Raw genomic sequence first — 23,692 nt, 5'->3', positions numbered from 1 at the left:
TTATAGTTTATTTAATAAGTTATAGCAGTTAAAAACATTATATTTTTTAATAACAAAGCTGGAATGCAAAGCAACCACATTGTCAATTTTTCCAATACGTCTTAATAAAATTTCGCTGTAGTCATCCATGTTGCGTGCTACAAGTTCCAAAATAAAATCGGCACTTTGCCCTGTCACTAGAAATGCATTGGTCACTTCTGGAATTGCTTCTATTTCGGAAAGAAACTTGTCAAATGTTTCAGTGTCATGCTTACTCAATGAAACTTGCAATAAGATGTGCAAGGTAAAGCCAAGTTTACTAAAATTAATTTCCCTTTTGAGCTGACCCATAACGTTGGCTTCAATCAGGTGCTTAATCCGGCGATGCACAGAACTGACTGACAGATTGATCCGTTCTGAAAGTTCATTCAAATTTAAGTCTTCATGAGACAAAATTTCTAGAATTTGTTTATCAAAACGATCTAACTCCATTCCTATCTCCAGCCAGAATTTTACAATGAGGACAGTATACCCTATACAACTCCCACGCATTGAAAAATACGAAGGTTTAAAAATAGCTAAAACATTTATTTCTTTTACATATTTTATTGCAGTTATGCATTTTAACCGTGCAAATAGTGGAGCATATGACTCATTTTAGAGAGTCAATTTCATGCTCTCATTTATTTTTTTTAATGAAAGGTCCTATTTACACTTCTATTTTGACATAAAGCAATGATAAGAATAGAAATTTGACTATTTTTCTAAATTCTTAAAGTTGGCATTATTATTGTTATGTATTTACAGGAAAATTTTTATCCATGTCGGGGAATTCCTGTGAATAAGATCAAAACACTAGTGCTAGCAATGAGTTCTTTAGGTGTAATTAGCGTGACAATGCCTGTGCATGCAGCTACAGATGCTGAAGTTAATGCGTTGCGTAATGAAGTAAATGATTTAAAACAACTCGTCCAGAAACTATCTGATCAACAAAAAACAGCTTTGTCAGTCAGTACTCCACCAGCACCTCCCGCAACACCTGCGGCTTCTACCTCTCCTGTATCAAAACCGGGTTGGATGGCAATGGCTGATGGGCAAACCCAAGTTAAGCTTTATGGTAATGTCCGAGTAGATGCTACCTACGACTTTAAAGGTTCAAATGGAAGCATTTCAAATGGCGCTAACTACCCTTTAAATAAAGATGACCCAAAACAAGACTCACTAAATGTATCTGCCGCAACTTCAAGAATTGGTTTAGACATTACTCGACCTACCCAATACGGAGATTTAAACGGCAAAATTGAAGCCGATTTCATGGGTGGAAATGGCGATAATGGAGTTGGAACATTCCGTGTTCGCCATGCCTATATGTCTTTAGGAAAATGGTTAGCTGGTCAAACGACCTCACCTTTTGTAAACACTGATACATCGCCAGAAACAGTAGATTTTAATGGTGCTATTGGTACAGGTACTACGCGTACAGTACAGGTTAGATACACTCAGCCAATTAATGCACAACAAAAAATATTAGTTGCCTTAGAAGGTGGTGATGTTGAAAAAGCTAATACTGCTGGTGGAAGCCGCTTTCCTGCTTTAACAGCACGATATGATTTCAAAACTGCAAATAATAAAGGCCTATTACAGTTACATGGTCTTGCCCATGAAAACCGTGTAGCTCCAAAAGATAGTGCTTCTGAAGAAAAATTTGGTTGGGGTGTTGGGGTTGGTGGTAAATATGATTTAACTCCTCAAGATAGCTTGGTTGCTAATTACTATCACGTTAAAGGAGATGGTCGCTATTTACTTTATAGCAATTCTGCTTATGCCTATGACACAACAACACAGGATATTAATTTAGGTGAATTTGATAGTGCCGTTATTGGCTATCAACGGAAATGGAGCCCTATCCTCCGCTCTACTTTTGCAATAGGCGGTATTCAATATAAAGATGATAACGTTTACGCAAATAGCAATTTAACCAGTACCAGTTATAACAAAGAAATTTATAATGCCTTGGTCAATTTGATCTGGAATCCAGTTAAAAGTATTGATTTAGGTGCAGAATATACTTACGGCCAGCGCGAAACTTTCGCAGGCGATAAGGGTGATTACTCTCGTATTAATTTATTAGCAAAATATAGTTTCTAAAAATTGGATGTAAAAAAAGAGCCTTAAAAAGGCTCTTTTTTTATTAGCGGTATTAATGCATAGCTTGAATTTTTTCTAAGAAAAGCTTCGCACGTTCGTGGCGAGCATCTAAATTATCAAAAAATTCATGCGTTGGGCAGTCTTCTAAAATCTTACCTTCATCCATAAAAATTAAACGGTTAGATACTCTTTTAGCAAAACCCATTTCATGTGTAACACACATCATGGTCATGCCTTCATGTGCAAGTTGTACCATCACTTCAAGTACTTCACCGACCATTTCAGGGTCAAGTGCAGAAGTTGGTTCATCAAATAACATACAGATTGGGTCCATAGACAAGCCACGCGCAATCGCTACACGTTGCTGCTGTCCACCAGACAATTGGCCCGGAAACTTATCTTTATGCGCAAGTAAACCTACACGTTCTAAATATTTCAGGCCTTTTGCACGAGCATCGGCAACTGAACGCTTTAACACTTTGACTTGAGCAATTGTTAAATTTTCCAAGACAGTCATGTGCGGGAAAAGTTCAAAGTGTTGAAAGACCATTCCCACTCGTGAACGGAATTTAGCAAGATCCGTTCTTGGATCTTTCAGAGAAACTCCATCAACAATAATGTCACCTTGTTGAAATGGTTCTAACGCATTTACTGTTTTAATGAGTGTTGATTTTCCTGAACCAGACGGCCCGCAAACAACAACGACATCACCTTTTTCAATACTCGTCGTGCAATCTGTTAAAACCTGAAAATCACCATACCATTTAGAGATATGTTGGATGTCTATCATTGGCATTTAAAATCTCCAATTAGCGAATGATGGCAATTTTTTGCTGTAAGCGTTTGACTAATTGCGACAGCACAAACGAACTACAGAAGTAAACTACAGCGACGATTAAATAGAATGTTGCTTTGGTTTCAGGACCATATGTATTAGCCAATGTATCTGCACGACCTAAAAAGTCTGGTGCACTAATCACATACACTAATGAGATATCCTGAAATAAAATAATTGTTTGAGTTAACAATACTGGGAGCATGTTACGAAAGGCTTGAGGTAAAACCACGTAGCGCATTGATTGACCATAGGTAAAACCTAGCGCGTAGCCTGCATGTACCTGACCTCTTGAAATAGACTGAATGCCTGAACGTACAATTTCCGAGAAAAATGCAGCCTCAAAAATAGCAAAAGTCACAACACTCGAAAACAACGGTCCCCAATATGTATCAGATTGAAACTCAAATATTTTTGGCAACAAAAAGTAGAAAATAAAGATCACCTGAATCAATGGAATACCACGAAACAGATCGACATAAAATTTTGCGAAATTACTTGCGATGGCATTGCTTGATAAACGCATCATTGCCAATGGAGTTCCGATCAGGATACCGCCCATCATCGCCAATACAGTCACGGTAAGGGTAAAAACAAAACCTTCTTTGAGTGCCGCGATCACGTCAGGATTTTGTAATAAAGAAAAATCCATAATTACTTCCCTCCTGAACCTAAGCCAGGTACAGCCATTCGTTTCTCAATCCATGCCATCACAAACTTAATGCTATAAGTGATAATCAAATAAACAGGTGTAGAGAGAATAAGAATGATGATGTCCTGAGAAGTTTCTTCCCGCATGGTTTTTGTATAAGCGAAGAAGTTCAAAACACTTAATGCATATAAAACAGCTGAGTTTTTGAAAACGTTCATTGCTTCAGAAGTAATCGTGGGCCACACAGTACGATATGCAACAGGTAAAATGACATAACGATAACTTTGTGCGGTGGTAAAACCTACTGCGGAAGCAGCAAATTTTTGTCCTGTTGAAACAGTATTAATACCAGCACGTATGTGCTCAGATACACGCGCAGCTGTGTAGAGACCTAATGCAAAAACACCAATAACCGCAGGTTGCTGATTTAAAAGATTTTTCCACCATCCACCAGCAACAACATCCCCACTGCCTGCACTTATGCTATCCGGCAAAAATTCCGGAAAAACAAATGCCCAGAAGAATAGCTGCACAATAAGTGGAATATTACGGAAAATTTCAACGTAACAATTGCCAATAAATGCGAGAGGTTTGTTGGGTAATGTACGAATTACCCCTAGGAGAGAACCTAATAAAAATGCGATAAGAAAGGCTATAACAGCTGTCCAAACCATAGTAAAGACGCCTGAACCTAACATTTGTAACCATGTGGGCGCTTCAGCATGAGCATTGTAGCTTGAGCTACCAATTACTCTACAGACTGATTCTGCCCATGCGGCTTTATCGACACCATATTCATTAGACTCCGCACAGAATATAGTCCAGTTTAGCGAGCCGACTGACATGTTTGCCCCTTAAATGAATATCTTTAGGAAAATAGACCGCTTAAGCAAGTGAGGTTTCACTTGCTTAAGTAAATTTAGGACAAAAAAGATCTTGTTAGATCCCTGCATCTGTTGGGTGAGCTTTTAATTTTTTATAAGATGAACTTTGTGGCATGTTCAAATTTGTATTTTTTGGTGGAATTGGCGATAAGAACCACTTCTTATATAAAGCGTCCATTTGACCAGTTTTCCATAGATTATTTACAGTACGGTCAGCAATCGCTTTAAACTTTGTATCACCTTTAGCAAGCATAATGCCATAAGGCTCTGATGAAAGTACCGGACCAACAATTGCGAAAGCTTTAGGTGTAGAAGACTTGGCAACTAAGCCAGCTAAAATATTATCATCCATGACAAATGCAGCAGCACGGCCTGATGCCATCATTGCAAAAGAGTCAGAGTGATCTTTACCATAGATGTTTTGGATATTAAGCGCTTGGCCTTTTTCATTCATCTTGATGTATTTATCAGATGTTGTACCTTGAGTTGTTACAACAGCTTTGCCATTTAAATCTGCCAAGCTCTTAATGCCAGAGTTCGCTTTAACTGCCATACGTACTTCAGTCGCATAGTAGTTTGTTGAGAAACCAACCTGTTCTTGGCGTTGCTTAGAGTTTGTGGTCGTACCACATTCCATATCGATATTGCCTGCTAAAAGTTCAGGAATACGAGTTGATGAAGTTACTGCCTTGTACTCAACTTTTAGCCCAGGCATTTTCAATTCTTTTTTAATGTCATTTGCAAACTGGTTACAGATATCGACTGCATAACCTACTGGTTTACCTGCAACAACATATGAAATTGGGTCAGAAGATTCTCGGTGGCCAATGATGATTTTTCCGCTGCTTTTAATTTTAGCTAATGTATCTGCTGCCTGAATTTGAGAAGTAGCACCAACCGTACAAAGCATAAATGTTGAAATAATGAGAGAGGTTGCAGAACGTTTCATAAGAACTCCTTGATGATCATTCTCTCTATTTATCTATAGAATCATTCATATAGAGCAATAGAGTGATTTATTATAAATTGCAATTATCGCGCCAACTTTTCCAAGTAGGACACATCCATTTGCTTCACTTATTTTATTCAGTCTGTTTTGCAGAGTTAATACCTTTAAAACTGCTAACATGTTTCTACTTTAATCTATGTTTTAATCTTCTGTCTATTATTAAGCTCATCTATTTACACTTTAATGTGGCAATTATTGATTACAATGTAAACACATGCACAATAAAGAGGCTTAACTTGGGCTAAAAACTGTTTTTAGAAAAATTGTATTTTGTGAAAATCATAAAAATTAAAATTATTAAGTATTTAGACTAAAGTTCAATAATGAGGTAAATAAAGAAATTCCTATAGCAAAATAATATATATAAATGTTTTAATAAAAATCATTTAGAAAATTGATAGTAATATTTAAGTTAATGACTGAACTTAGAAATATTACAAAAATGCCCTGAGAAAATCAGGGCATTTTATAAAGTTTAAATTCCTCGCCAATCTACGCGCGCGTTTCTTTCGGTTTGATATATTCTTAAAACATATTGGCCTAGAGGTAAATCAAGCAAATATTTTTGATAGTTGCTCCATTCCTCAGACACTTCTTCTGCTTCTTCACGCTCCCATGGCGTACCTTTCACCTCTAATAGTGGTGCAAGCATCGAACAGACAGAAATATCAGCAAGACTTAATCGATCGCCCACCATATAGCGCGCTTGATTTTCTATTAGATACTGGTTTAATTCATTTATGAGTTCATCCATCTGCTTTTTGGACTGGCTCACCAACTCTTCTTCAAGCTTATAGTTCTTTTTTACGAGTGTTTTGAGAAAAGGTTTTGATATTTTTTCAAACTGACGTAAATAGCCTTGTTCACCCATCATAATTTCTAGAGCATGGTCCCCTTGGGCTAAATTATGTGCTAATGCCCAACGGCGCACATGTATCCCAAGATCATCAGCCAAACTATCAATTTTCAGTATTTGTTGCCTAAGTTGCTCATCACGGCGCAAAAGCGCGTGTTCTGGGTAGGTATCATCCAGATAAAGTGCAATTTTGGTTGATTCAGCAATCCATTGATGATCATCTTTCAAAATTGGCAGCAAATTTTGCCCTGTTTTGAGTTGTGCGAAAGCACGATGAAACCCTGGAATCAAGTTATGAGCCACATAATCAAGTTCTTTATGGTCTAACAACCAGCGAGCTTTTTCACAATAATGGGACAAAGGAAACTGATACAAAACCCGCATAAAATCTCCACGTTTATTTTTATTTGACTATTTGTACAAAAATGGTCGATGGTAAGTAGATACTTTAGAAGCTATTTTTAGTGAAAACAATGGATATTGTGCTCATTTTTGCTGACAGTTAAGTCTATTTTTTTTATATCTTTTTTTACCGTACTTATTGCTCTTTTTCATATTAAAACGAGTTTTGTTATTATTTTTTTGCATTAAAAATATAAAGTGTTGATTAATATAAACTTTATATATCTTTATTTATCCTTTAAAAATCTAAAAAAATGCTTTGCACTTTATTTCATAAGCTGAGCATAAGTCCTCGTTTAGTGGAAAATTATTTCTTTTGTAAGGTAATGACAGCAATACAAGGTGTCATTATGTCTAATTCTCTATCTAAAACGACGGCATACGTCCAAGTCATTCAAAATGATCAACAAGCCATTAATGCCGCTTATCAAGTGGCAGATTATGCTTTAGAGGGTCGTAATACACGTGATCAACAACGCTTATTACCTCATGAGCAAATCGAAAGCTTTAGCCAAAAAGGCTTAGGTGGTATTCGCATTGCAAAAAAATACGGCGGTGCTTTTGTTTCCAATAAAACACTGGCACAAGTTTTCCGTATTTTAAGTAAAGGCGATGCGAATGTTGGTCAGATTCCACAAAATCAGATTAGCCTTTTAAACCTGATCGAAATCTTGGGTACAGAACAACAAAAACAATTTATCTTTTCAGAAATATTAGCAGGAAAACGTCTTGCCAACGGTGGCCCAGAACGTAATACACATGACTCAAAAACACTAAAAACCACGCTCACCATTGAAAATGGTAAATATATTTTAAACGGTGAGAAATTTTATTCGACTGGAACAAGTTTTGCGCATTGGCTTGCAATTAAAGCCGTTCATCCTGAAGGCCATGTCGTTTTAGTGATTGTTAACCGAGATACTCAAGGCATTGAAGTCATTAATGACTGGAATGGCTTTGGTCAACGTACAACTGCGAGCGGTACAGTTAAATTAAATCAAGTTGAAGTTAATCCTGAACTTATTTTTGATGAACGCTTATTAACACAAGCCCCAACCTATCGCGGTGCTTATTCGCAGTTATTACAAGTTGCAATTGATGTTGGCATTGCAGAAGCCGCTTTTGAAGATACCTTATCGACCATTCATAAAGCACGACCGATTATTGATGCAAATGTTGAAAAAGCCAGCTTTGAGCATTACACCCTGCAAGAAGTTGGTAAGTTAAATATTGTGCTCGACGCTGCAATTTTATTGCTTGATGAAGCGGCTGAATATTTAGATGAACTTGACCAACTTGAAAATGTGACTGATGAACAAGTAGCGAAAGCTTCAATTTTGGTTGCTGAAGCGAAAGTCTATGCCAATGATGCCGCTCTACAAATCTCTGAAAAACTGCTGGAACTTGGCGGTAGCCGTTCAAGTTTAAGCCAACACAATTTAGATCAACATTGGCGAAATGCCCGTGTACATACGTTACACGACCCTGTTCGTTGGAAATTACATGCCATTGGCAATTATTACCTTAATGGTCATTTCCCTGCCCGCCATGCCTGGATTTAAGGAGAAATTGTCATGACTTCATATCAATCGGTTCAAACTAAACAAACATCGGCATCAAACCAAGCACACATTATTCAAAATGATGCTGAAGCTATAGAAATTGCTAAACAATTTGCTGAGCAATTTAAAAAAACCGCAGTAGAACGCGATACAAAGCGAATTTTACCGTATACCGAAATTGATGCCTTAAGCCAGTCTGGGCTATGGGCAATTACAGTGCCAAAGCAATATGGTGGTGCCGAAGTTTCAAGCCATACAGTAGCTAAAGTAATTGCCCTTTTAAGTGGTGCAGATGGTTCAATTGGTCAAATTCCACAAAACCATTTCTATGCTTTGGAAGTCTTACGCAATACGGGAACAGAAGCTCAAAAACAACGCTTATATGGCGAAGTGTTAAATGGCACGCGCTTTGGTAATGCGCTTGCTGAATTTAAAACAAAAACTTCGACTCACAAACAAACCAATATCCGTCCTCACGAAAATGGATATTTGATTCAGGGTGAAAAGTTTTACTGCACAGGAAGCTTATTTGCTCACCGTATTCCAACCTTAGTTTTAGATGATGCAGGCCGAGAATATCTGGCATTTGTAAAAAGTGGTTCGCAAGGATTAAAACTTGTCGATGACTGGTCTGGCTTTGGACAGAAAACCACAGGCAGCGGCACAGTTAAGTTTGATCAGGTTTTTGTAGATGCAGACGATGTTATTCCTTTTGATACTGCATTTTTACAACCAACTTTAGTGGGACCTTTTGCCCAAATTATGCATGCATCTATTGAGGTAGGCATTGCACGTGCAGCCTTTGAAGAAAGCTTGCAAAGAGTACATCAAGCTCGCCCATGGATTGATTCACAAGTAGAAACGGCAAGCCAAGATCCTTTAACGATTTATGAATTAGGACGCATTGCCGTAGATGTACGAGCAAGTGAAGTTCTATTAAAACAAGCTGCTCAATCAATTGATGCCGCAAAAATTGAAACCACACCAGAAAGGATTGCTAAAGCTTCAATTGATGTTGCCAAAGTACGTGCTCATAGTAGCGATATCGCATTAAAAGCGTCGTCGAAACTGATTGAACTTGCTGGTAGCCGTGGTAGTCAAGCACAAGATGGCTTAGACCGTTTCTGGCGCAATGCACGCGTGCATACGTTGCATGATGCTGCACGTTGGAAATATTACTTTATCGGCAACTATGTTTTAAACGGTGTTCTACCACCTCGTCGGGGGACATTGTAATGACAGATTTTAAAGCTAAAGAAATTTTGCTGAATGCCTTTGATATGAACTGTGTTGGGCATATTAATCATGGTCTATGGACACATCCACGTGATGAGTCACACCGTTTTAATGAGCTGAGCTATTGGACAGAACAAGCCAAAACCTTAGAAAGTGGCCTATTTGATGGTTTGTTTATTGCCGATATTACAGGTGTGTATGACGTCTATCAAAATGGCATTGATCTGACTTTAAAAGAGTCAATTCAGCTTCCGAGTCATGATCCGTCCACACTCATTTCAGCTATGGCGGCAGTCACTCAAAACTTGAGTTTTGGGGTTACTGTTAATTTGAGCTATGAGCATCCGTATCAGTTTGCTCGTCGCTTTGCGAGTCTTGACCATTTAACTCAAGGTCGTATTGGCTGGAATATCGTGACGGGTTATCTAGATAGTGCGGAACGTCTTATCGGTCAAAAAGGTTTAAAAGACCACGATGCGCGTTATGAACAAGCCGAAGAATTTTTAGAGCTTTGCTATAAATATTGGGAAGGTTCATGGGAAAACGACGCAGTTAAAAAAGATAAAGCTCAGCGTGTTTTTACAGACCCATCTAAAGTTCACACCATCCACCATCACGGTAAATATTACCAAAGTGAAGGTGTTTTTCAGGTGTCTCCTTCTGTGCAACGCACCCCAACATTATTTCAAGCTGGTGCTTCACCAAAAGGTATGCAGTTTGCGACTCGTCATGCCGAATGTGTATTTATTGGTGGTGACAAGCCCGAAAAAATTCGTGAGCAAGTAAAAAAGATTCGTACTCTTGCTGAACAGCAAGGACGTGCAGGTGATGACATCAAAATCTTTGTCGGCATAACCGTTGTCGTTGCTGAAACACATGATTTGGCTGTACAGAAACTTAATGAATATCGTCAGTACGCAAGTCCTGAAGCAGGCTTAGCTCATTATGCGAGTTCAACAGGTATTGACCTAAGTAAGTTTGACGATGATGAAGCAATTCCTTACCAAAAAAGTAACAGCATTGTTTCCATTACCGAAAAATTTAAAGAACAGCAAATCACTAAAAATGATTTAAAAGCTCAACATGTTTTGGGTGGTCGTTATCCACTTATTGTCGGTAGTGGCGAAGAAGTTGCTGAATATTTAATTCATCTTTTAGATGAAACCGATATTGATGGCTTTAATTTGACGCGTACTGTTGCACCTGAGTCTCACCACGACTTTATTCGCTTGGTCATTCCTGAGCTGCAACAACGTGGTCGCTATAAAACTGCATATAAAACGGGTTCACTACGGAACAAAATCTTTAATCGGGGTGATCAATTACCGAAACAGCACCCTGTTCAAGCGTTCCGATGTAGTCCCTATAACAACAGCAAAAACTTAACAAAAATTGAAGAAATAACTGCTTAAATTTGGAGATAGACATGGCTCAAACAGCCTCTAAAAAATGGCTAGGCGTAGGCTTAGTCGTTGTAGTCCTTTTTGTTGCTTTATTCTTTTGGAATAAACACCGTCAAAGTGGCTCAAATGAACTTGTAATTGGCATTAGTCCACCATTTGCAAAAACGTTACAAGCTGCTGCCGATGAAGCAAAGCTACAGGGTTTAAATGTGAAACTGGTTGAATTTTCTGACTGGAATACACCAAACATTACTTTAAATCATGGGGATATTGATGCGAACTTTTTCCAGCATCAACCGTTCTTAGACAATGCAATTAAAGAAACTGGCTTTAAATTAAAAGCATTTGCAGTAGGTGCAGCATCACATGTGGGACTTTATTCAAAGAAATATAAAAGCCTTGATGAATTGCCACAAAATGCACGTGTAGTCATTCCAAATGATCCAGTGAACCAAGGTCGTGCCCTACTACTCTTACAGCAAGCTAAATTAATTACGCTTAAAGATTCAAACAATCATTTATCTGCACTCAAAGATGTTGTTTCAAACCCTAAAAACTTGCAATTCATCGAAGTTGAAGGACCACAGACTGCTCGTGCAATTGATGATGTTGACTTGGCTTTTGGCTACCCACATTACTTACGCTTAGCAAAAACAGCTGACCCTGAGAGTGCACTTTTACTTGATGACAATACCAATAAACGTTATGCCATCTTGTTTGTAGTGCGTGATGACTATCAGGACAAGGGCGACAAATTGAAGAAATTTGTTGAGATTTATCAGAACTCGCCAAAAGTTAAAGCTGTCTTAGACGCTGAGATTGGGCCAACACTTTGGTTCCCGGGCTGGAAGTAATAACGGAAAGATTATGGCTATTCAGTTCAAACAATATAAGCCTTGGTTACTCGGAATTACGATTTTAATCGTGATTCTGGGTCTCATCGGTTATCGCTATATTAAAAATACGCAAACCGATGATGTTTTAACGATTGGCATTAGCCCACCTTATGCTGAACTATTACAAAACGTTGCCAATGAAGTTGAAAAGCAAGGTGTCCATGTCAAACTTGTTGAATTTTCTGACTGGCGAGCACCGAATGTTGCCGTACAAAACGGTGATATTGATGCAAACTTTTTCCAGCAAAGCGTTTTTTTACGTAATGCTGTCAAAGAAACAGGATATGACTTACACGCATTTGCTGTGGGTTCAGGAAGTCACGTAGGTTTATATTCAAAAAAATATAAAACACTTGATGATTTACCTTCACAGCCACGCGTTGCTATTCCAAACGACCCAGTCAATTTAGCTCGTGCCTTAATTTTGCTACATCGCGCTGGCTTAATTCAGCTTAAAGATAGCAACAATGAACTTTCGACCACCCAAGACATTATTGCTAATCCTAAACAGCTGAGCTTTGTTGAGGTTGAAGGCCCGCAGACAGCACATGCATATAACGATGTCGATTTAATTTTCGGCTTCCCTCACTACTTAAAAATGGCAAAGGTAACCGACCCGCATAGCGCATTATTTTTAGATCCAATTGATAAAAAATATGCAATTTTGTTTGTGACCCGTCGCGATTACCAAGATAAAAACCAAAAACTTGCAATCTTTGTTAAAGCATTCCAGAACTCAAAACAAGCACAAGACATTCTGGATAAAGACTTTGGCAAAGGTATGTGGTTTCAAGGCTGGAAATAAGGAGAATGACGATGGTGAGTTTTGGATCACAAGTTGATTTTTCTCTACCCCATATCAAAATTCGCGGTTTAAATAAATTTTACCAATCGCAGGGTCAAAAACTGCATGCCTTAAAAGAAATTAACCTTGATGTTCCCCAAGGTAAAATCTTAGGCATTATTGGGAAAAGCGGTGCAGGCAAATCTTCCTTGCTCCGTACTTTAAATGGCTTGGAACAAGTGAATACTGGCAGTATTCATATTCATCAACAAAACATTGCTGAATTGAGTCATGCCGAACTCATTCAAACCCGTCAACGCATTGGAATGATTTTCCAACATTTCAATTTAATGTCTGCAAAAACAGTTTGGGAAAATGTGGCATTGCCCTTAAAAGTTTCCAATTACAACAAAGCAGATATCGACCAACGTGTAAATGAAGTTTTGGCACTGGTGGGATTGGCAGATAAATCTAGCTATTATCCGTCACAACTTTCTGGTGGGCAAAAGCAACGTGTCGGTATCGCACGCGCACTGGTTCATCACCCTGAAATTTTACTTTGTGATGAAGCGACTTCAGCACTTGATCCAGAAAGTACAGCCACTATTTTGGCTTTACTTAAGAAGATTAATCAGGAGCTTGGCTTAACTATTGTATTAATCACTCACGAAATGCAGGTTATTCGAGAAATTTGCGATCAAGTCGTAGTGATTGATCAAGGTGAGATTGTAGAGGCTGGACAAGTTTGGTCTGTGTTCTCACGACCAGAGCAACAAATTACTCAAGAATTACTGAATCTTGAACAGATCATCCTGCCTTTTAAGATCAGTCCGTTACCCGATGAAAATTCGACTCATATTATTATAAAACTTAAATATGAGGCTGAAGCACATCAAGTACCCGATATACAAGAACTACTTGCTAGATTTAAAGCACCAGTCAATTTATATCAAAGTCAGGTCGATACCATTCAAGGGCATATTATTGGCTCACTTTTAGTCGGTATCCCTAATGTAGAAATTGATATTTCATCCATCCGAGAAGACGCATTAACAGCAATTGCACAGTTTGAGGTACTTGGCTATGCCCGACCAGCTCATTGATCTATTAATTACTGGAACTGTAGATACCTTACTTATGGTGGGTGCATCTGCATTGATTGCTTTTTTAATTGGCTTACCGATTGCTGTTGTTCTAGTAAGTACATCTGAGCACGGCATTCACCCATCACAAAAGATTAATCAGGCTTTGGGTTGGGTCATTAACATTACGCGCTCTGTACCTTTTCTTATTTTAATGGTTGCCCTGATTCCGCTTACTCGCTGGATTGTAGGTACAAGTTACGGTGTATGGGCAGCCGTTGTCCCATTAACGATTGCTGCAATTCCCTTCTTTGCTCGTATTGCAGAAGTCAGCTTACGCGAAGTCGATCAGGGCTTAATTGAAGCTGCGCAAGCCATGGGTTGTAACCGTAAACAAATTATTTGGCATGTGCTTTTACCAGAGGCTTTGCCGGGTATTGTGGCTGGCTTTACCGTGACTATTGTGACTATGATCAACTCCTCTGCTATTGCTGGTGCTATTGGTGCAGGTGGCCTAGGAGACATTGCTTATCGTTATGGCTATCAACGTTTTGATATGCAAATTATGGTCGCTGTAATTTTAGTGTTGATTGTTTTAGTCATGTTAGTGCAAGCGACTGGTGATGCATTAGCCCAGCAACTCGATAAACGTAAAGTTTAAACTTAACAGAACCCTGCTCTAGCCATGACTTTGTCATGGCTTTCATGTAAAATCAGCGACAATTTTTAATTTACACATTTGTGAGTGGTTTTCATGGGTTTTAATTGCGGTATTGTTGGTCTGCCAAACGTAGGGAAATCTACCCTTTTCAATGCATTAACGAAAGCAGCAATTGCAGCGGAAAACTTCCCTTTCTGTACCATTGAACCAAACACAGGTATTGTTCCTGTACCAGATCCACGTCTAGACAAACTTGCTGCGATTGTGAAACCGCAACGTATTTTGCCAACTACAATGGAATTTGTAGACATTGCAGGTCTTGTTGCTGGTGCATCAAAAGGTGAAGGCTTGGGTAACCAATTCCTTGCTAACATTCGTGAAACTGATGCAATTGCTCACGTGGTACGTTGTTTCGAAGATGAAAACGTGATTCACGTAAACGGTAAAATTGATCCGTTAGATGACATCGCAACCATCAATACTGAACTTGCACTTGCAGACCTTGAAACTGTTGCTAAAGCAATTTTACGCTTAACTAAAGTTGCTAAAGGCGGTGACAAAGAAGCTGTTGCAACTAAAGCAGTTTTAGAAAAAATCCAACCATTACTAGACGAAGGTAAACCAGCTCGTGCGGCTGATTTGTCTGATGACGAACGTAAATTAGTTCGTGGTTTTGGTTTAATGACTTTAAAACCAACGATGTATATTGCCAACGTTGCTGAAGACGGTTTTGAAAATAATCCGCATTTAGATGCAGTAAAAAAACTTGCTGCTGAAGAAAACGCAATTGTTGTCCCTCTTTGCAACCAAATCGAAGCTGAAATTTCATTATTAGAAGATGAAGATCGTGCTGAGTTCCTAGAAGCAATGGGCATGGAAGAACCAGGCTTAAATGTGGTTATTCGTGCAGGTTATGCGCTTTTAGGTTTACAAACTTATTTCACTGCTGGTGTACAAGAAGTACGTGCATGGACAGTAAAAGTTGGTGCAACCGCTCCTCAAGCAGCTGGTGTGATTCATACTGACTTCGAAAAAGGCTTTATCCGTGCTGAAGTTGTTGCATATGATGACTTCGTACAATACAACGGTGAAAACGGCGCTAAAGAAGCTGGTAAATGGCGTTTAGAGGGTAAAACTTACATCGTTCAAGATGGCGATGTAATGCACTTCCGTTTTAACGTTTAAGTTAAAGCTTAAAAAAGCCCCAACATATTGGGGCTTTTTTTATATTTATAAGGAATGATTCAGATCCATCATCTCTCGTTTACTACGTGCTTCTTTCAAAATTCGCTCATGCAATGGCTTTCTAAAACCCAGCATAAATATAAATTCTGCCAATACAAATAACGGCCCTATCGCAAGCCCTATTACATCATCAACAAAAGCTGGTTTTTTCTTTTCGAAATAATGCCCAACAAACTGAAAGATCCATCCCACCACAAAGAAACCAACGCTTGCTGCTAACCATTCTCCCCAAGATAATTGGGCAATTTGGCTCGCAAGTGGATAGACAGCGACTAAAAGAGCTAGCATGAGTAAACCAAATACTTTATCTAAAATAAAATAATAAATCGTACTAGCTGCAATCAACACCATGGCTAAAGTAAGTTTAAAACTACCAATATCTATCCCAGCTCTTGCTGTTAAACATAAAATTGAAAACACGATGAGTGGAATACCAATAAAATGCGTCAAAATATTTTTATGATTTAAGTGGTAAGCCGCATATTTGCTAAGCTGTTGCTCCAGATTTGACATGAGTTGTTCCCTATTAATCAACATATAGTCATACTGTACAAATAAGGAAAACTTAAAGTTGTCAGCTATTTGACAAAGTAATGATTTTTTCATGGATGGGCTGATATTGGATCTTATTTATATTAATCGATTAAAAGAAAACACATGGTTTAGTGCGCTTCCAGAGGCATTCCAAAACTTTATTCTAGAACATGGTAAGCAAAGAGCCTTTGAAAAAAATAGTTATGTTTTCCGTGTCCAAGATGTGTTTGATGGCATTTATACCGTGCTTGAAGGCTCAATTAGCTTAGGTTATGTCGACGTAAATGGTAATGAAGCACTTTCTGCAATTGCTGAACCAATTATGTGGTTTGGTGAAATATCCCTCATTGACCATGAACCGCGCTCGCACGATGCGATTGCTTTGAAAAAAAGTATGGTTCTACATATTCCTGCGAAGCCCTTAAATGAGCTACTCAAAGAAAATCCCTATTACTGGTACTATTTTGCTCGTTTAACCAGTCAAAAACTCAGGTATGTCTTCTTAGAACAGATTGCTATACAAACACGCAGTATTTCTCAAAGGCTTGCCCAGCGTCTTCTATTTATTTTAGAGGGTTATGGCAATCATATTCTCATTCAAGATCATCACATTCATATTTCTCAAGAACAATTGGCAAATATGCTAACTACCTCCAGACAGACCATCAATCATGAATTAAGCCTGCTCGAAAAACAAAAAATCATCAAAATTGCTTTTAAAAAAATTGAGATTTTAGATATTGAAAAATTGAAAGTAATTGCTCATCCCCATTCGTGATTCTTGCTAAGGCAGCTATATAACAAAAACTTAAAATTAAATTAAAAAATTAGATAACGCTGCAAAACAAAACATTGTTCAAACTCTATTTCACAAAATAAATGTTTTAAAGCAGATATTTTCATTTTACACTCAGGCTGAGCAATAATACTCAACAAGGCGCTGATTAACATGAAAAAATTATCAACAATTCTTACAGCAGGCGTATTGGCTATGCTAAGTGTTTCGGCATTTGCATGTCCAAAAGGAACTCAATTACAAGGCGGTACAGGACCAAATCATAAAGGCGGAAAATGTGTTGCTGCACACGGCAAAGCAACTGCTAAAAAAGAAGTAGCAAAAGCAAAACAAGATGTTAAAAAAGATATGACTGAACAAAAGCATGAAGCCATGACGAAATCTATGCATGCTCAGCATGATGCAAATCAAATGAAACATGACGCAATGAAACCAGCAACAAAACCTTAATTAACATTCACTCATTATCGTTTAAAAGCAAAAAAGCGAGATTGATCATCTCGCTTTTTATATTTGTCTGCTTTATTTTGGAGAAGTATTTCCAAGACTTGGCTTCTCAATTGCATCCTTACATTGAGCTTTATCTCGCTCATAATCTGCCTGCTTCTTAGCAACTGAATCATTATTTTCAAGCGTTTCACGAGCCCACACATCTAGACTCGTTAGGGCTTTACGACAAAGCGCGTATTTCCCTTCTGTCACTGAGTCCGTCATTTTCACATTAATACGCCAGTCCGTACTCAATTGACGTAAAGGTTTACGAACTTCGTCATCGATTTGACTCAGTTGCTTTTCATAAACCAAATGCTCAACCGTATTAATTAATGTCCATGCTTTTTGAGCATAAACAGTTGCATCATTGGTTAGTTTCGGTGCTGGTTTAATTTCTACTTTTTTTTCTGCACCCTGATTACCATTGTCACAGCCCTGCAATGTAAAAATACCTGCACTCAACATGGCGATATAAACTAAACGAATCTTTGCGTTGAACATATCAAACTGCCGATTAAACATTTCGGCACTATGCTATTAAATTCGGCTACAATACTCAATCTTTCAAGTATTTTTATCATTTGGTTTATTGCCAAGGTGCATTGTGTCCAAACAACAATTGATGGCTGATCAAACGGCAACTTTTTGGCAAGGTGCCAAAGATAGTCAAGCTATCGTACTCACCTATTTACCCGTTTCTTTTGCCTTCGGTGTTTCTGCATCTCAGTTTGGTTTTACACCATGGGAAGCTTTTTTCCTATCTTGCTCAATGTATGCAGGAGCCAGCCAGTTCTTGGTTGTCGCACTTTTGGCCAGTGGTTCATCTATCTGGTTAACGGCATTAACAGTGATTGCACTTGATATTCGCCATGTGCTTTATGGGCCAGCACTATATAACCTTATTCCCAACAAGTTAAATCTTAAAAAAACGGCGGTTTGGGCATGGGGATTAACCGATGAAGTTTTTGCAAGTGGCATGATCCAACTTTCACAACGTCGTCAGCAATGGTCAGAGTCTTGGATGTTAGGACTTAGCCTATTTAGTTGGATGGCTTGGGCAACTGGCTCTTTACTAGGCGGATTATTTGCAGATCAGGTCACTCATCTTCCAAAATTTTTACAAGCAGCATTAGACTTTTTACTTCCAGCTTTATTTTTGAGTTTCTTGTTAGCGGCTTTTGAGCGAAAACATAGCCTTGTAGTCGCTGTATCTTTAGTCGTTTCAGCTTTAGCCTGCTATTGGATTAACTTATCTGCTGCCATTTTTATTGGCATTCTTTCAGGCATTTTAGCAGGCCTGTTTAAACATTATGTTTTAAGACAACAAGAAGAGGTCGAAGTTTAAAATGAACCTAGAGATTATTCTGGTCGGCATAATTGTGGGTATTGCTAATTTCGCCTCACGTTTTGGACCATTCTTTGTTATACAAAAGCTGCAAGGTACACAGCAAAGACGCGGTTCAGTCTGGTTAAAAATTGCTTTGGGAAGCATTGGTATATCTGCAATTAGCGCCATGCTTGTGGTTGCGACCCTTCCACCACTTCTTGAAAATCCAGACAAGAGTTTCGCCATGCTTATCGGTTTTCTGGTTTTAGCGGGCCTTTATTTTAAATTTAAGAAAATTGTTCCAGCAACTTTAACTGCCGCAATTGTTTATGGCCTGATCTATACTTATTTACCTTTATAAATAGATAAATTCATCTTCCTTATATAAACTAAAACCTAGCCAGAAGCGTTTAAGATTGAAACTTCTGGCGTAAAAAATAATTTTTTGAATTGATTAAAAAGATAACTTCATCTACCCATTTAGAGATAAAAATGTCACAAATTAAAATTTACGCAAATGAACAAACGATTATGCAGTATCGAGAATTACTTTCTCATGCCATACATCAGGCACTCATTGAAGAATTGAAATACCCTGTTGAGAAAAGATTTCAACGTTTTATTAGTCTTAAACCGGGAAACTTTATTTATCCTTCTGACCGTAGCCAACACTACATCATCATTGAGCTTTCAATGTTTATAGGTCGCAGTACAGAAACGAAAAAGAGACTCATCCAAACGTTATTTCGCAATATTGAAGAACAATGCAAAATAGCGCCTCAAGATATCGAAATTACAATTTTTGAAACACCTAAAGAAAATTGGGGTATTCGCGGTAAAAATGCAGATGAACTACTTTTAAACTATCAAGTTAATGTCTAAATAAACTACATTCTTAATTGTCCGACAAAATTCATTTTTTATGCGTTATAAGGCTTAACTCCACCATAAGTTCTGCTATGCTTAAAAAAATAATTTTGTCAGGATGATTCACATGAGCGTGACACTCGGTACCCCACTTCAATCTTCTGCATTTAAAGTTTTATTGTTAGGTTCAGGAGAGCTTGGCAAAGAAGTTGTAATTTCCTTACAACGCCTTGGTGTAGAAGTACATGCAGCCGACCGTTATGATCATGCGCCAGCCATGCAAGTTGCACATTTTTCTTATGTGCTAAATATGGCTGATCCTACTCAATTAAAACAACTCATCGAAAAAATTAAACCGAATTTAATTGTTCCAGAAATTGAAGCCATCGCTACAGAAGTTCTTGTTGAAATTGAAGCGAGCCAAACTGCAACTGTCATTCCTTCAGCTAAAGCTGTAAACCTGACAATGAACCGTGAAGGTATTCGTCGTCTTGCTGCTGAAGAACTTGGTTTACCTACCTCTGCTTACCGCTTTGCTGACTCACTAGAAAGCTTCCGCGCCGCTTCTGATGATATTGGTTATCCAAATTTTGTAAAACCAGTGATGTCATCTTCAGGTAAAGGCCAATCTCGTGTAAAAAGTTTCGATGAAGTCGATGCAGCTTGGGAATATGCGATGCAAGGTGGTCGTGTTAACCAAGGTACGGTCATCATTGAATCTCAAATTGATTTTGATTTTGAAATTACATTACTTACCGTTCGCGCTAAAAACCCTGAAACTGGTGAAATCGAAACTCACTACTGTGACCCAATTGGTCACCGTCAAGATGCAGGTGATTATGTAGAAAGCTGGCAGCCTCAACCAATGACACCTGCTGCACTTGAAGAAGCAAAACGTATTGCAAATAAAGTGACAACAGCACTGGGTGGCTGTGGTATTTTTGGTGTAGAACTGTTTATTAAAGGCGATAAAGTCTGGTTCAGTGAAGTATCACCTCGCCCACATGATACAGGTCTAGTGACTCTAGCATCGCAATTTCAAAGCGAATTTGAACTGCATGCTCGTGCAATTTTAGGATTACCAGTGAACACAACTCGCCATAGTGTTGCCGCTAGTGCAGTCATTTATGCGGGGGTAGATGCCAACAACTTAAGCTACAGTGGCTTAAATACGGCGTTAGCCAATCCAAATACTGACCTACGCCTGTTTGGTAAACCAGAAGGTTTCAAACGACGTCGTATGGGTGTGGCAACTGCTCGTGCAGAAAATACTGATCTTGCTCGTATTTTAGCGAAAGAAACCGCTGATCAAGTAAGCGTAAAAACCAACTCTTAATATTTACTTTTTGGTAGACCCATTTTCATGATCAATACATCGCCATTGCTGAACTACGTTACAAGCCATCATGATATTAAAGCCATTAATCAATGGCGAACGGATGTAGAAAAGCAATTGCAGGATTCATATGAAAATGGGCAATCTATTCGAGAAGTCATTAAAGCGCGCTCAGACCTTGTAGACGAAGCACTGATCTTTTTATGGAAACATGCCGAACTCGACCAGACAGGATTAGGTCTTTTTGCAGTAGGTGGTTATGGGCGCCGTGAAATGTTGCCCTATTCTGACGTTGATATCATGATTTTGTCAGAACATGAAATTAACGAAGAAAACGAAAAGCGTATTTCTACATTTATTTCCTCTTTGTGGGATGTTGGCAATTTCAAGCCCGGCATTAGTGTTCGTACCATCCAAAGCTGTGTTGAACAAGCTGCGACAGATCTAACCGTTGCAACTACACTCATTGAAGCTCGTTTAATTACAGGCAATAGTCAACTTGCGAAATGGCCGCGTCGTATTGTTTCGCAAACGTGGACAGACAAAACATTTTTTGATGCAAAAATGGCTGAACAAGCTAAGCGTTACCACCAACACAACAATACTGAAAGCAATTTAGAACCCGATATTAAAAATGCACCGGGTGGCATTCGTGACATTAACCAGATTGGCTGGATTGCCAAACGTCATTTCCGCGTAAACCGCATTTATGACTTAGTACATTTAGGTTTTATTTCAGAGTTTGAATTAACAGTTTTAGAAGAAGCTGAAAGTTTTCTTTGGGAAATTCGCCACCACTTACACCGCTTAGCGAAACGTGATGAAAACCGTCTTCTGTTCGATCATCAAAGAGAAATTGCGGCTCAATTTGGTTATGTCCGTCAAGAAGGCCAACCTGTAAATTACGGTGTTGAGCAGTTCATGAAACGCTACTACCGTACTGCTCAACAGGTTTCAACACTGAATGAAATGTTGTTGGCCTATTTTAGCGAATCGGTCATTACTCCGCGCTTACCAAATTACGAACGTAAAATTGAAGAAGTTAATAATCATTTTAAAATCGTTGATAACAAGCTTGCAGTACAGCACCACAAAATATTCGCAGAGCATCCAAGTGCTATTTTAGAATTGTTCTATATTTTGGCTAATCGACCAGATATTGAAGGGATCCGCGCTCGTACTTTACGCTTACTTATTCTTGCTGCAAAACGCATTAATCAAAACTATCGAGATAATCCTGAACATCAAGCACTGTTTATGTCGATTATTCGCTCACCCTATCGTCTATACGATACTTTGGTTGCGATGAAGCGCTATGGTGTTTTAGGAAACTATATTCCAGCATTTGGCCAAATTATGGGTCTTATGCAATATGACCTATTCCATATCTACACAGTCGATGCTCACACATTATTATTGCTGCGCAACTTAAACCGTTTTAAAGAACCCGAGTTTGCTAAAGAATTTCCTGTTGTAAGCTCTGTTTTCCAACGTCTCGCACGTCAAGATATTGTATTTATCGCTGCATTATTTCATGACATTGCTAAAGGCCGCGGTGGAGACCATAGTGAACTCGGTGCAGAAGATGCAATCGAATTTGGACGTGCGCACGGCTTTACAGAGCGTGAATGCAAATTAATTGCATGGCTCATCCACAACCATTTGCTCATGTCACTGACTGCTCAGAAAAAGGATATTTCCGATCCGGATGTTGTTAAAGATTTTGCTGAAAAACTTGGCGATATGGAACATCTTGATTATCTATATACCTTAACGGTTGCAGACATTAATGCGACGAATCCAAAACTATGGAACACATGGCGTGCCTCACTTATGCGTCAACTTTATACGCATGCCCGTGATGTAATTCGTACAGGTTTAAGTCGTCCTGTTGACTATCAAATGCTGATTGAAGACACCAAATTTGCAGCGAGTGAATTACTGGTAAATAACTTCTCATTGGCAGACGTCGAAAAAGTATGGCAAGAACTTGGTGATGAATACTTCATTAAAGAATCAGCAGATGAAATTGCATGGCACACTCAAGCAATTTTGAAACACGGTGATAATCCAGAGCCATTAGTACTGTTGCGTGCTCACCGTAAAGCTGCCCAAGATGCAGTGCAAATCTTTATATATACGCGTGACCAACCCAACCTTTTTGCCACCACTGTTGCAGTTTTGGACAAAATGAATTTAGACGTTCAAGATGCAAAAATTATCACGGCAAGTACGGCATTTAGCTTAGACACCTATGTTGTACTTGATCGTTTCGGTACATTGCTGACCGACCCTGAACGCGAAGAAACCGTTAAAACTGCATTAGTAAAAGCGCTTAGTCAGCCAGACCAATATCCAGGACTCATGCAACGCCGAATTCCACGTCAACTACGTCATTTTGATATTGAAAATACAGTCGACGTTACATTGAATGAAGCCTTACAACAGAACATGGTCGAAATTTCAACACTTGATCACCCTGGCCTACTTGCACGCGTAGGTGGCTTATTTATGATGCAAGGTTTAGACATCCATTCAGCTAGAATTGCAACTTTAGGTGAACGTGCCGAAGATATTTTCTTTGTCACGAAAAAAGATGGAAAACCGTTAAATAACGAAGAGGTCAAACTCTTCTCGGAAAAGCTTAAAGCTGCATTAGATGAAGCATCTAATCAAATTTGTCAGCACTGAAACTCAACTAATTGG

The 23,692-nt window shown here is 38.6% G+C and carries 24 protein-coding genes; 16 read left to right on the top strand and 8 right to left on the bottom strand.

Annotation, left to right across the window (positions count from 1 at the left end; all coding sequences use genetic code 11):
• Complete coding sequence (locus ASF86_RS03540) at positions 1-471, bottom strand: Lrp/AsnC family transcriptional regulator (RefSeq protein ID WP_004642558.1); 471 nt, start codon at positions 469-471, stop codon at positions 1-3.
• Between the two features lie 345 nt (positions 472-816).
• Here ASF86_RS03540 and ASF86_RS03535 point away from each other — a divergent pair, with 345 nt between their 5' ends.
• Positions 817-2,127: a DcaP family trimeric outer membrane transporter gene (locus ASF86_RS03535; protein ID WP_201784110.1), complete on the top strand. Its 1,311-nt coding sequence runs from the start codon at positions 817-819 to the stop codon at positions 2,125-2,127.
• Between the two features lie 52 nt (positions 2,128-2,179).
• On the opposite strand, the gene ASF86_RS03530 is transcribed toward ASF86_RS03535, so the two are convergent.
• The 5 genes from ASF86_RS03530 to ASF86_RS03510 all read right to left on the bottom strand — a co-directional run bounded on the left by ASF86_RS03530 (position 2,180) and on the right by ASF86_RS03510 (position 6,747).
• Positions 2,180-2,923, bottom strand: a complete 744-nt coding sequence (locus ASF86_RS03530; protein ID WP_056479502.1) for an amino acid ABC transporter ATP-binding protein — start codon at positions 2,921-2,923, stop codon at positions 2,180-2,182.
• A 13-nt stretch (positions 2,924-2,936) separates the two neighbouring features.
• Positions 2,937-3,614 carry an amino acid ABC transporter permease gene (locus ASF86_RS03525; protein ID WP_056479499.1) on the bottom strand — a complete coding sequence of 226 codons (678 nt, stop codon included), beginning with the start codon at positions 3,612-3,614 and terminating at the stop codon, positions 2,937-2,939.
• A 2-nt stretch (positions 3,615-3,616) separates the two neighbouring features.
• Positions 3,617-4,459 carry an amino acid ABC transporter permease gene (locus tag ASF86_RS03520; RefSeq protein WP_004642555.1) on the bottom strand — a complete coding sequence of 281 codons (843 nt, stop codon included), beginning with the start codon at positions 4,457-4,459 and terminating at the stop codon, positions 3,617-3,619.
• A gap of 94 nt (positions 4,460-4,553) precedes the next feature.
• Positions 4,554-5,447, bottom strand: coding sequence for an amino acid ABC transporter substrate-binding protein (locus tag ASF86_RS03515; RefSeq protein ID WP_005041235.1), 894 nt, complete (start codon positions 5,445-5,447; stop codon positions 4,554-4,556).
• Positions 5,448-5,982: 535 nt separating this feature from the next.
• Positions 5,983-6,747: a glutathione S-transferase family protein gene (locus tag ASF86_RS03510; RefSeq protein WP_005041237.1), complete on the bottom strand. Its 765-nt coding sequence runs from the start codon at positions 6,745-6,747 to the stop codon at positions 5,983-5,985.
• A gap of 344 nt (positions 6,748-7,091) precedes the next feature.
• Between ASF86_RS03510 and ASF86_RS03505 the strand changes: the two genes are divergently transcribed.
• From ASF86_RS03505 to ychF, 8 genes are all read left to right on the top strand, one after another.
• A complete protein-coding gene (locus ASF86_RS03505) occupies positions 7,092-8,327 on the top strand; it encodes an SfnB family sulfur acquisition oxidoreductase (protein WP_081407538.1) in 1,236 nt (411 codons plus the stop codon).
• 12 nt (positions 8,328-8,339) lie between these two features.
• The gene (locus ASF86_RS03500; RefSeq protein WP_056479493.1) at positions 8,340-9,563 is read left to right on the top strand and encodes an SfnB family sulfur acquisition oxidoreductase; all 1,224 of its coding nucleotides are present in this window, start codon (positions 8,340-8,342) and stop codon (positions 9,561-9,563) included.
• Positions 9,563-10,975, top strand: coding sequence for an LLM class flavin-dependent oxidoreductase (locus ASF86_RS03495; RefSeq protein ID WP_056479487.1), 1,413 nt, complete (start codon positions 9,563-9,565; stop codon positions 10,973-10,975). Before ASF86_RS03500 ends, ASF86_RS03495 begins: the two co-directional genes overlap by 1 nt.
• A gap of 14 nt (positions 10,976-10,989) precedes the next feature.
• Positions 10,990-11,820, top strand: coding sequence for a MetQ/NlpA family ABC transporter substrate-binding protein (locus ASF86_RS03490; protein ID WP_005041242.1), 831 nt, complete (start codon positions 10,990-10,992; stop codon positions 11,818-11,820).
• Positions 11,821-11,833: 13 nt separating this feature from the next.
• Complete coding sequence (locus tag ASF86_RS03485) at positions 11,834-12,667, top strand: MetQ/NlpA family ABC transporter substrate-binding protein (protein ID WP_056479484.1); 834 nt, start codon at positions 11,834-11,836, stop codon at positions 12,665-12,667.
• 5 nt (positions 12,668-12,672) lie between these two features.
• Complete coding sequence (locus ASF86_RS03480) at positions 12,673-13,749, top strand: methionine ABC transporter ATP-binding protein (RefSeq protein ID WP_081407537.1); 1,077 nt, start codon at positions 12,673-12,675, stop codon at positions 13,747-13,749.
• Positions 13,730-14,389: a methionine ABC transporter permease gene (locus tag ASF86_RS03475; RefSeq protein ID WP_056479479.1), complete on the top strand. Its 660-nt coding sequence runs from the start codon at positions 13,730-13,732 to the stop codon at positions 14,387-14,389. The genes ASF86_RS03480 and ASF86_RS03475 overlap by 20 nt, the downstream gene beginning before the upstream one ends.
• Positions 14,390-14,482: 93 nt before the next feature.
• The gene (gene ychF, locus ASF86_RS03470; protein WP_017390507.1) at positions 14,483-15,574 is read left to right on the top strand and encodes a redox-regulated ATPase YchF; all 1,092 of its coding nucleotides are present in this window, start codon (positions 14,483-14,485) and stop codon (positions 15,572-15,574) included.
• A 45-nt stretch (positions 15,575-15,619) separates the two neighbouring features.
• Here ychF and ASF86_RS03465 read toward each other — a convergent pair whose 3' ends face one another.
• Entirely contained in the window at positions 15,620-16,147 is a 528-nt protein-coding gene (locus ASF86_RS03465; protein WP_056479478.1) for a DUF962 domain-containing protein, read from the bottom strand.
• A 91-nt stretch (positions 16,148-16,238) separates the two neighbouring features.
• On the opposite strand from ASF86_RS03465, the gene ASF86_RS03460 reads away from it, so the two are divergent.
• Together ASF86_RS03460 and ASF86_RS03455 are read left to right on the top strand one after the other, a co-directional pair.
• Positions 16,239-16,946, top strand: coding sequence for a Crp/Fnr family transcriptional regulator (locus tag ASF86_RS03460; RefSeq protein WP_056479475.1), 708 nt, complete (start codon positions 16,239-16,241; stop codon positions 16,944-16,946).
• Between the two features lie 171 nt (positions 16,947-17,117).
• The gene (locus ASF86_RS03455; RefSeq protein ID WP_003651320.1) at positions 17,118-17,414 is read left to right on the top strand and encodes a hypothetical protein; all 297 of its coding nucleotides are present in this window, start codon (positions 17,118-17,120) and stop codon (positions 17,412-17,414) included.
• Between the two features lie 72 nt (positions 17,415-17,486).
• Here the strand turns inward: ASF86_RS03455 and ASF86_RS03450 are convergent, their stop codons facing one another.
• Positions 17,487-17,957, bottom strand: a complete 471-nt coding sequence (locus tag ASF86_RS03450; RefSeq protein ID WP_201784109.1) for a hypothetical protein — start codon at positions 17,955-17,957, stop codon at positions 17,487-17,489.
• A 121-nt stretch (positions 17,958-18,078) separates the two neighbouring features.
• On the opposite strand from ASF86_RS03450, the gene ASF86_RS03445 reads away from it, so the two are divergent.
• The 5 genes from ASF86_RS03445 to glnD all read left to right on the top strand — a co-directional run bounded on the left by ASF86_RS03445 (position 18,079) and on the right by glnD (position 23,677).
• Positions 18,079-18,801, top strand: a complete 723-nt coding sequence (locus tag ASF86_RS03445; RefSeq protein WP_017389928.1) for an AzlC family ABC transporter permease — start codon at positions 18,079-18,081, stop codon at positions 18,799-18,801.
• A gap of 1 nt (position 18,802) precedes the next feature.
• Positions 18,803-19,144 (top strand): L-valine transporter subunit YgaH, encoded by a 342-nt coding sequence (gene ygaH, locus ASF86_RS03440; RefSeq protein WP_003651314.1) that lies wholly within the window; start codon positions 18,803-18,805, stop codon positions 19,142-19,144.
• A gap of 131 nt (positions 19,145-19,275) precedes the next feature.
• The gene (locus ASF86_RS03435) at positions 19,276-19,665 is read left to right on the top strand and encodes a tautomerase family protein (protein WP_056479469.1); all 390 of its coding nucleotides are present in this window, start codon (positions 19,276-19,278) and stop codon (positions 19,663-19,665) included.
• Between the two features lie 103 nt (positions 19,666-19,768).
• Entirely contained in the window at positions 19,769-20,986 is a 1,218-nt protein-coding gene (gene purT, locus ASF86_RS03430) for a formate-dependent phosphoribosylglycinamide formyltransferase (RefSeq protein ID WP_081407536.1), read from the top strand.
• Positions 20,987-21,013: 27 nt separating this feature from the next.
• Positions 21,014-23,677 carry a [protein-PII] uridylyltransferase gene (glnD, locus tag ASF86_RS03425; RefSeq protein ID WP_003651309.1) on the top strand — a complete coding sequence of 888 codons (2,664 nt, stop codon included), beginning with the start codon at positions 21,014-21,016 and terminating at the stop codon, positions 23,675-23,677.
• The last annotated feature ends 15 nt before the right edge of the window (positions 23,678-23,692 follow it).

This window comes from Acinetobacter sp. Leaf130, from assembly GCF_001423205.1.
Lineage (GTDB): Bacteria > Pseudomonadota > Gammaproteobacteria > Pseudomonadales > Moraxellaceae > Acinetobacter > Acinetobacter calcoaceticus.
Note: the sequence above shows the minus strand (reverse complement) of the source record. Positions and strands in the feature narration are given on the sequence as shown.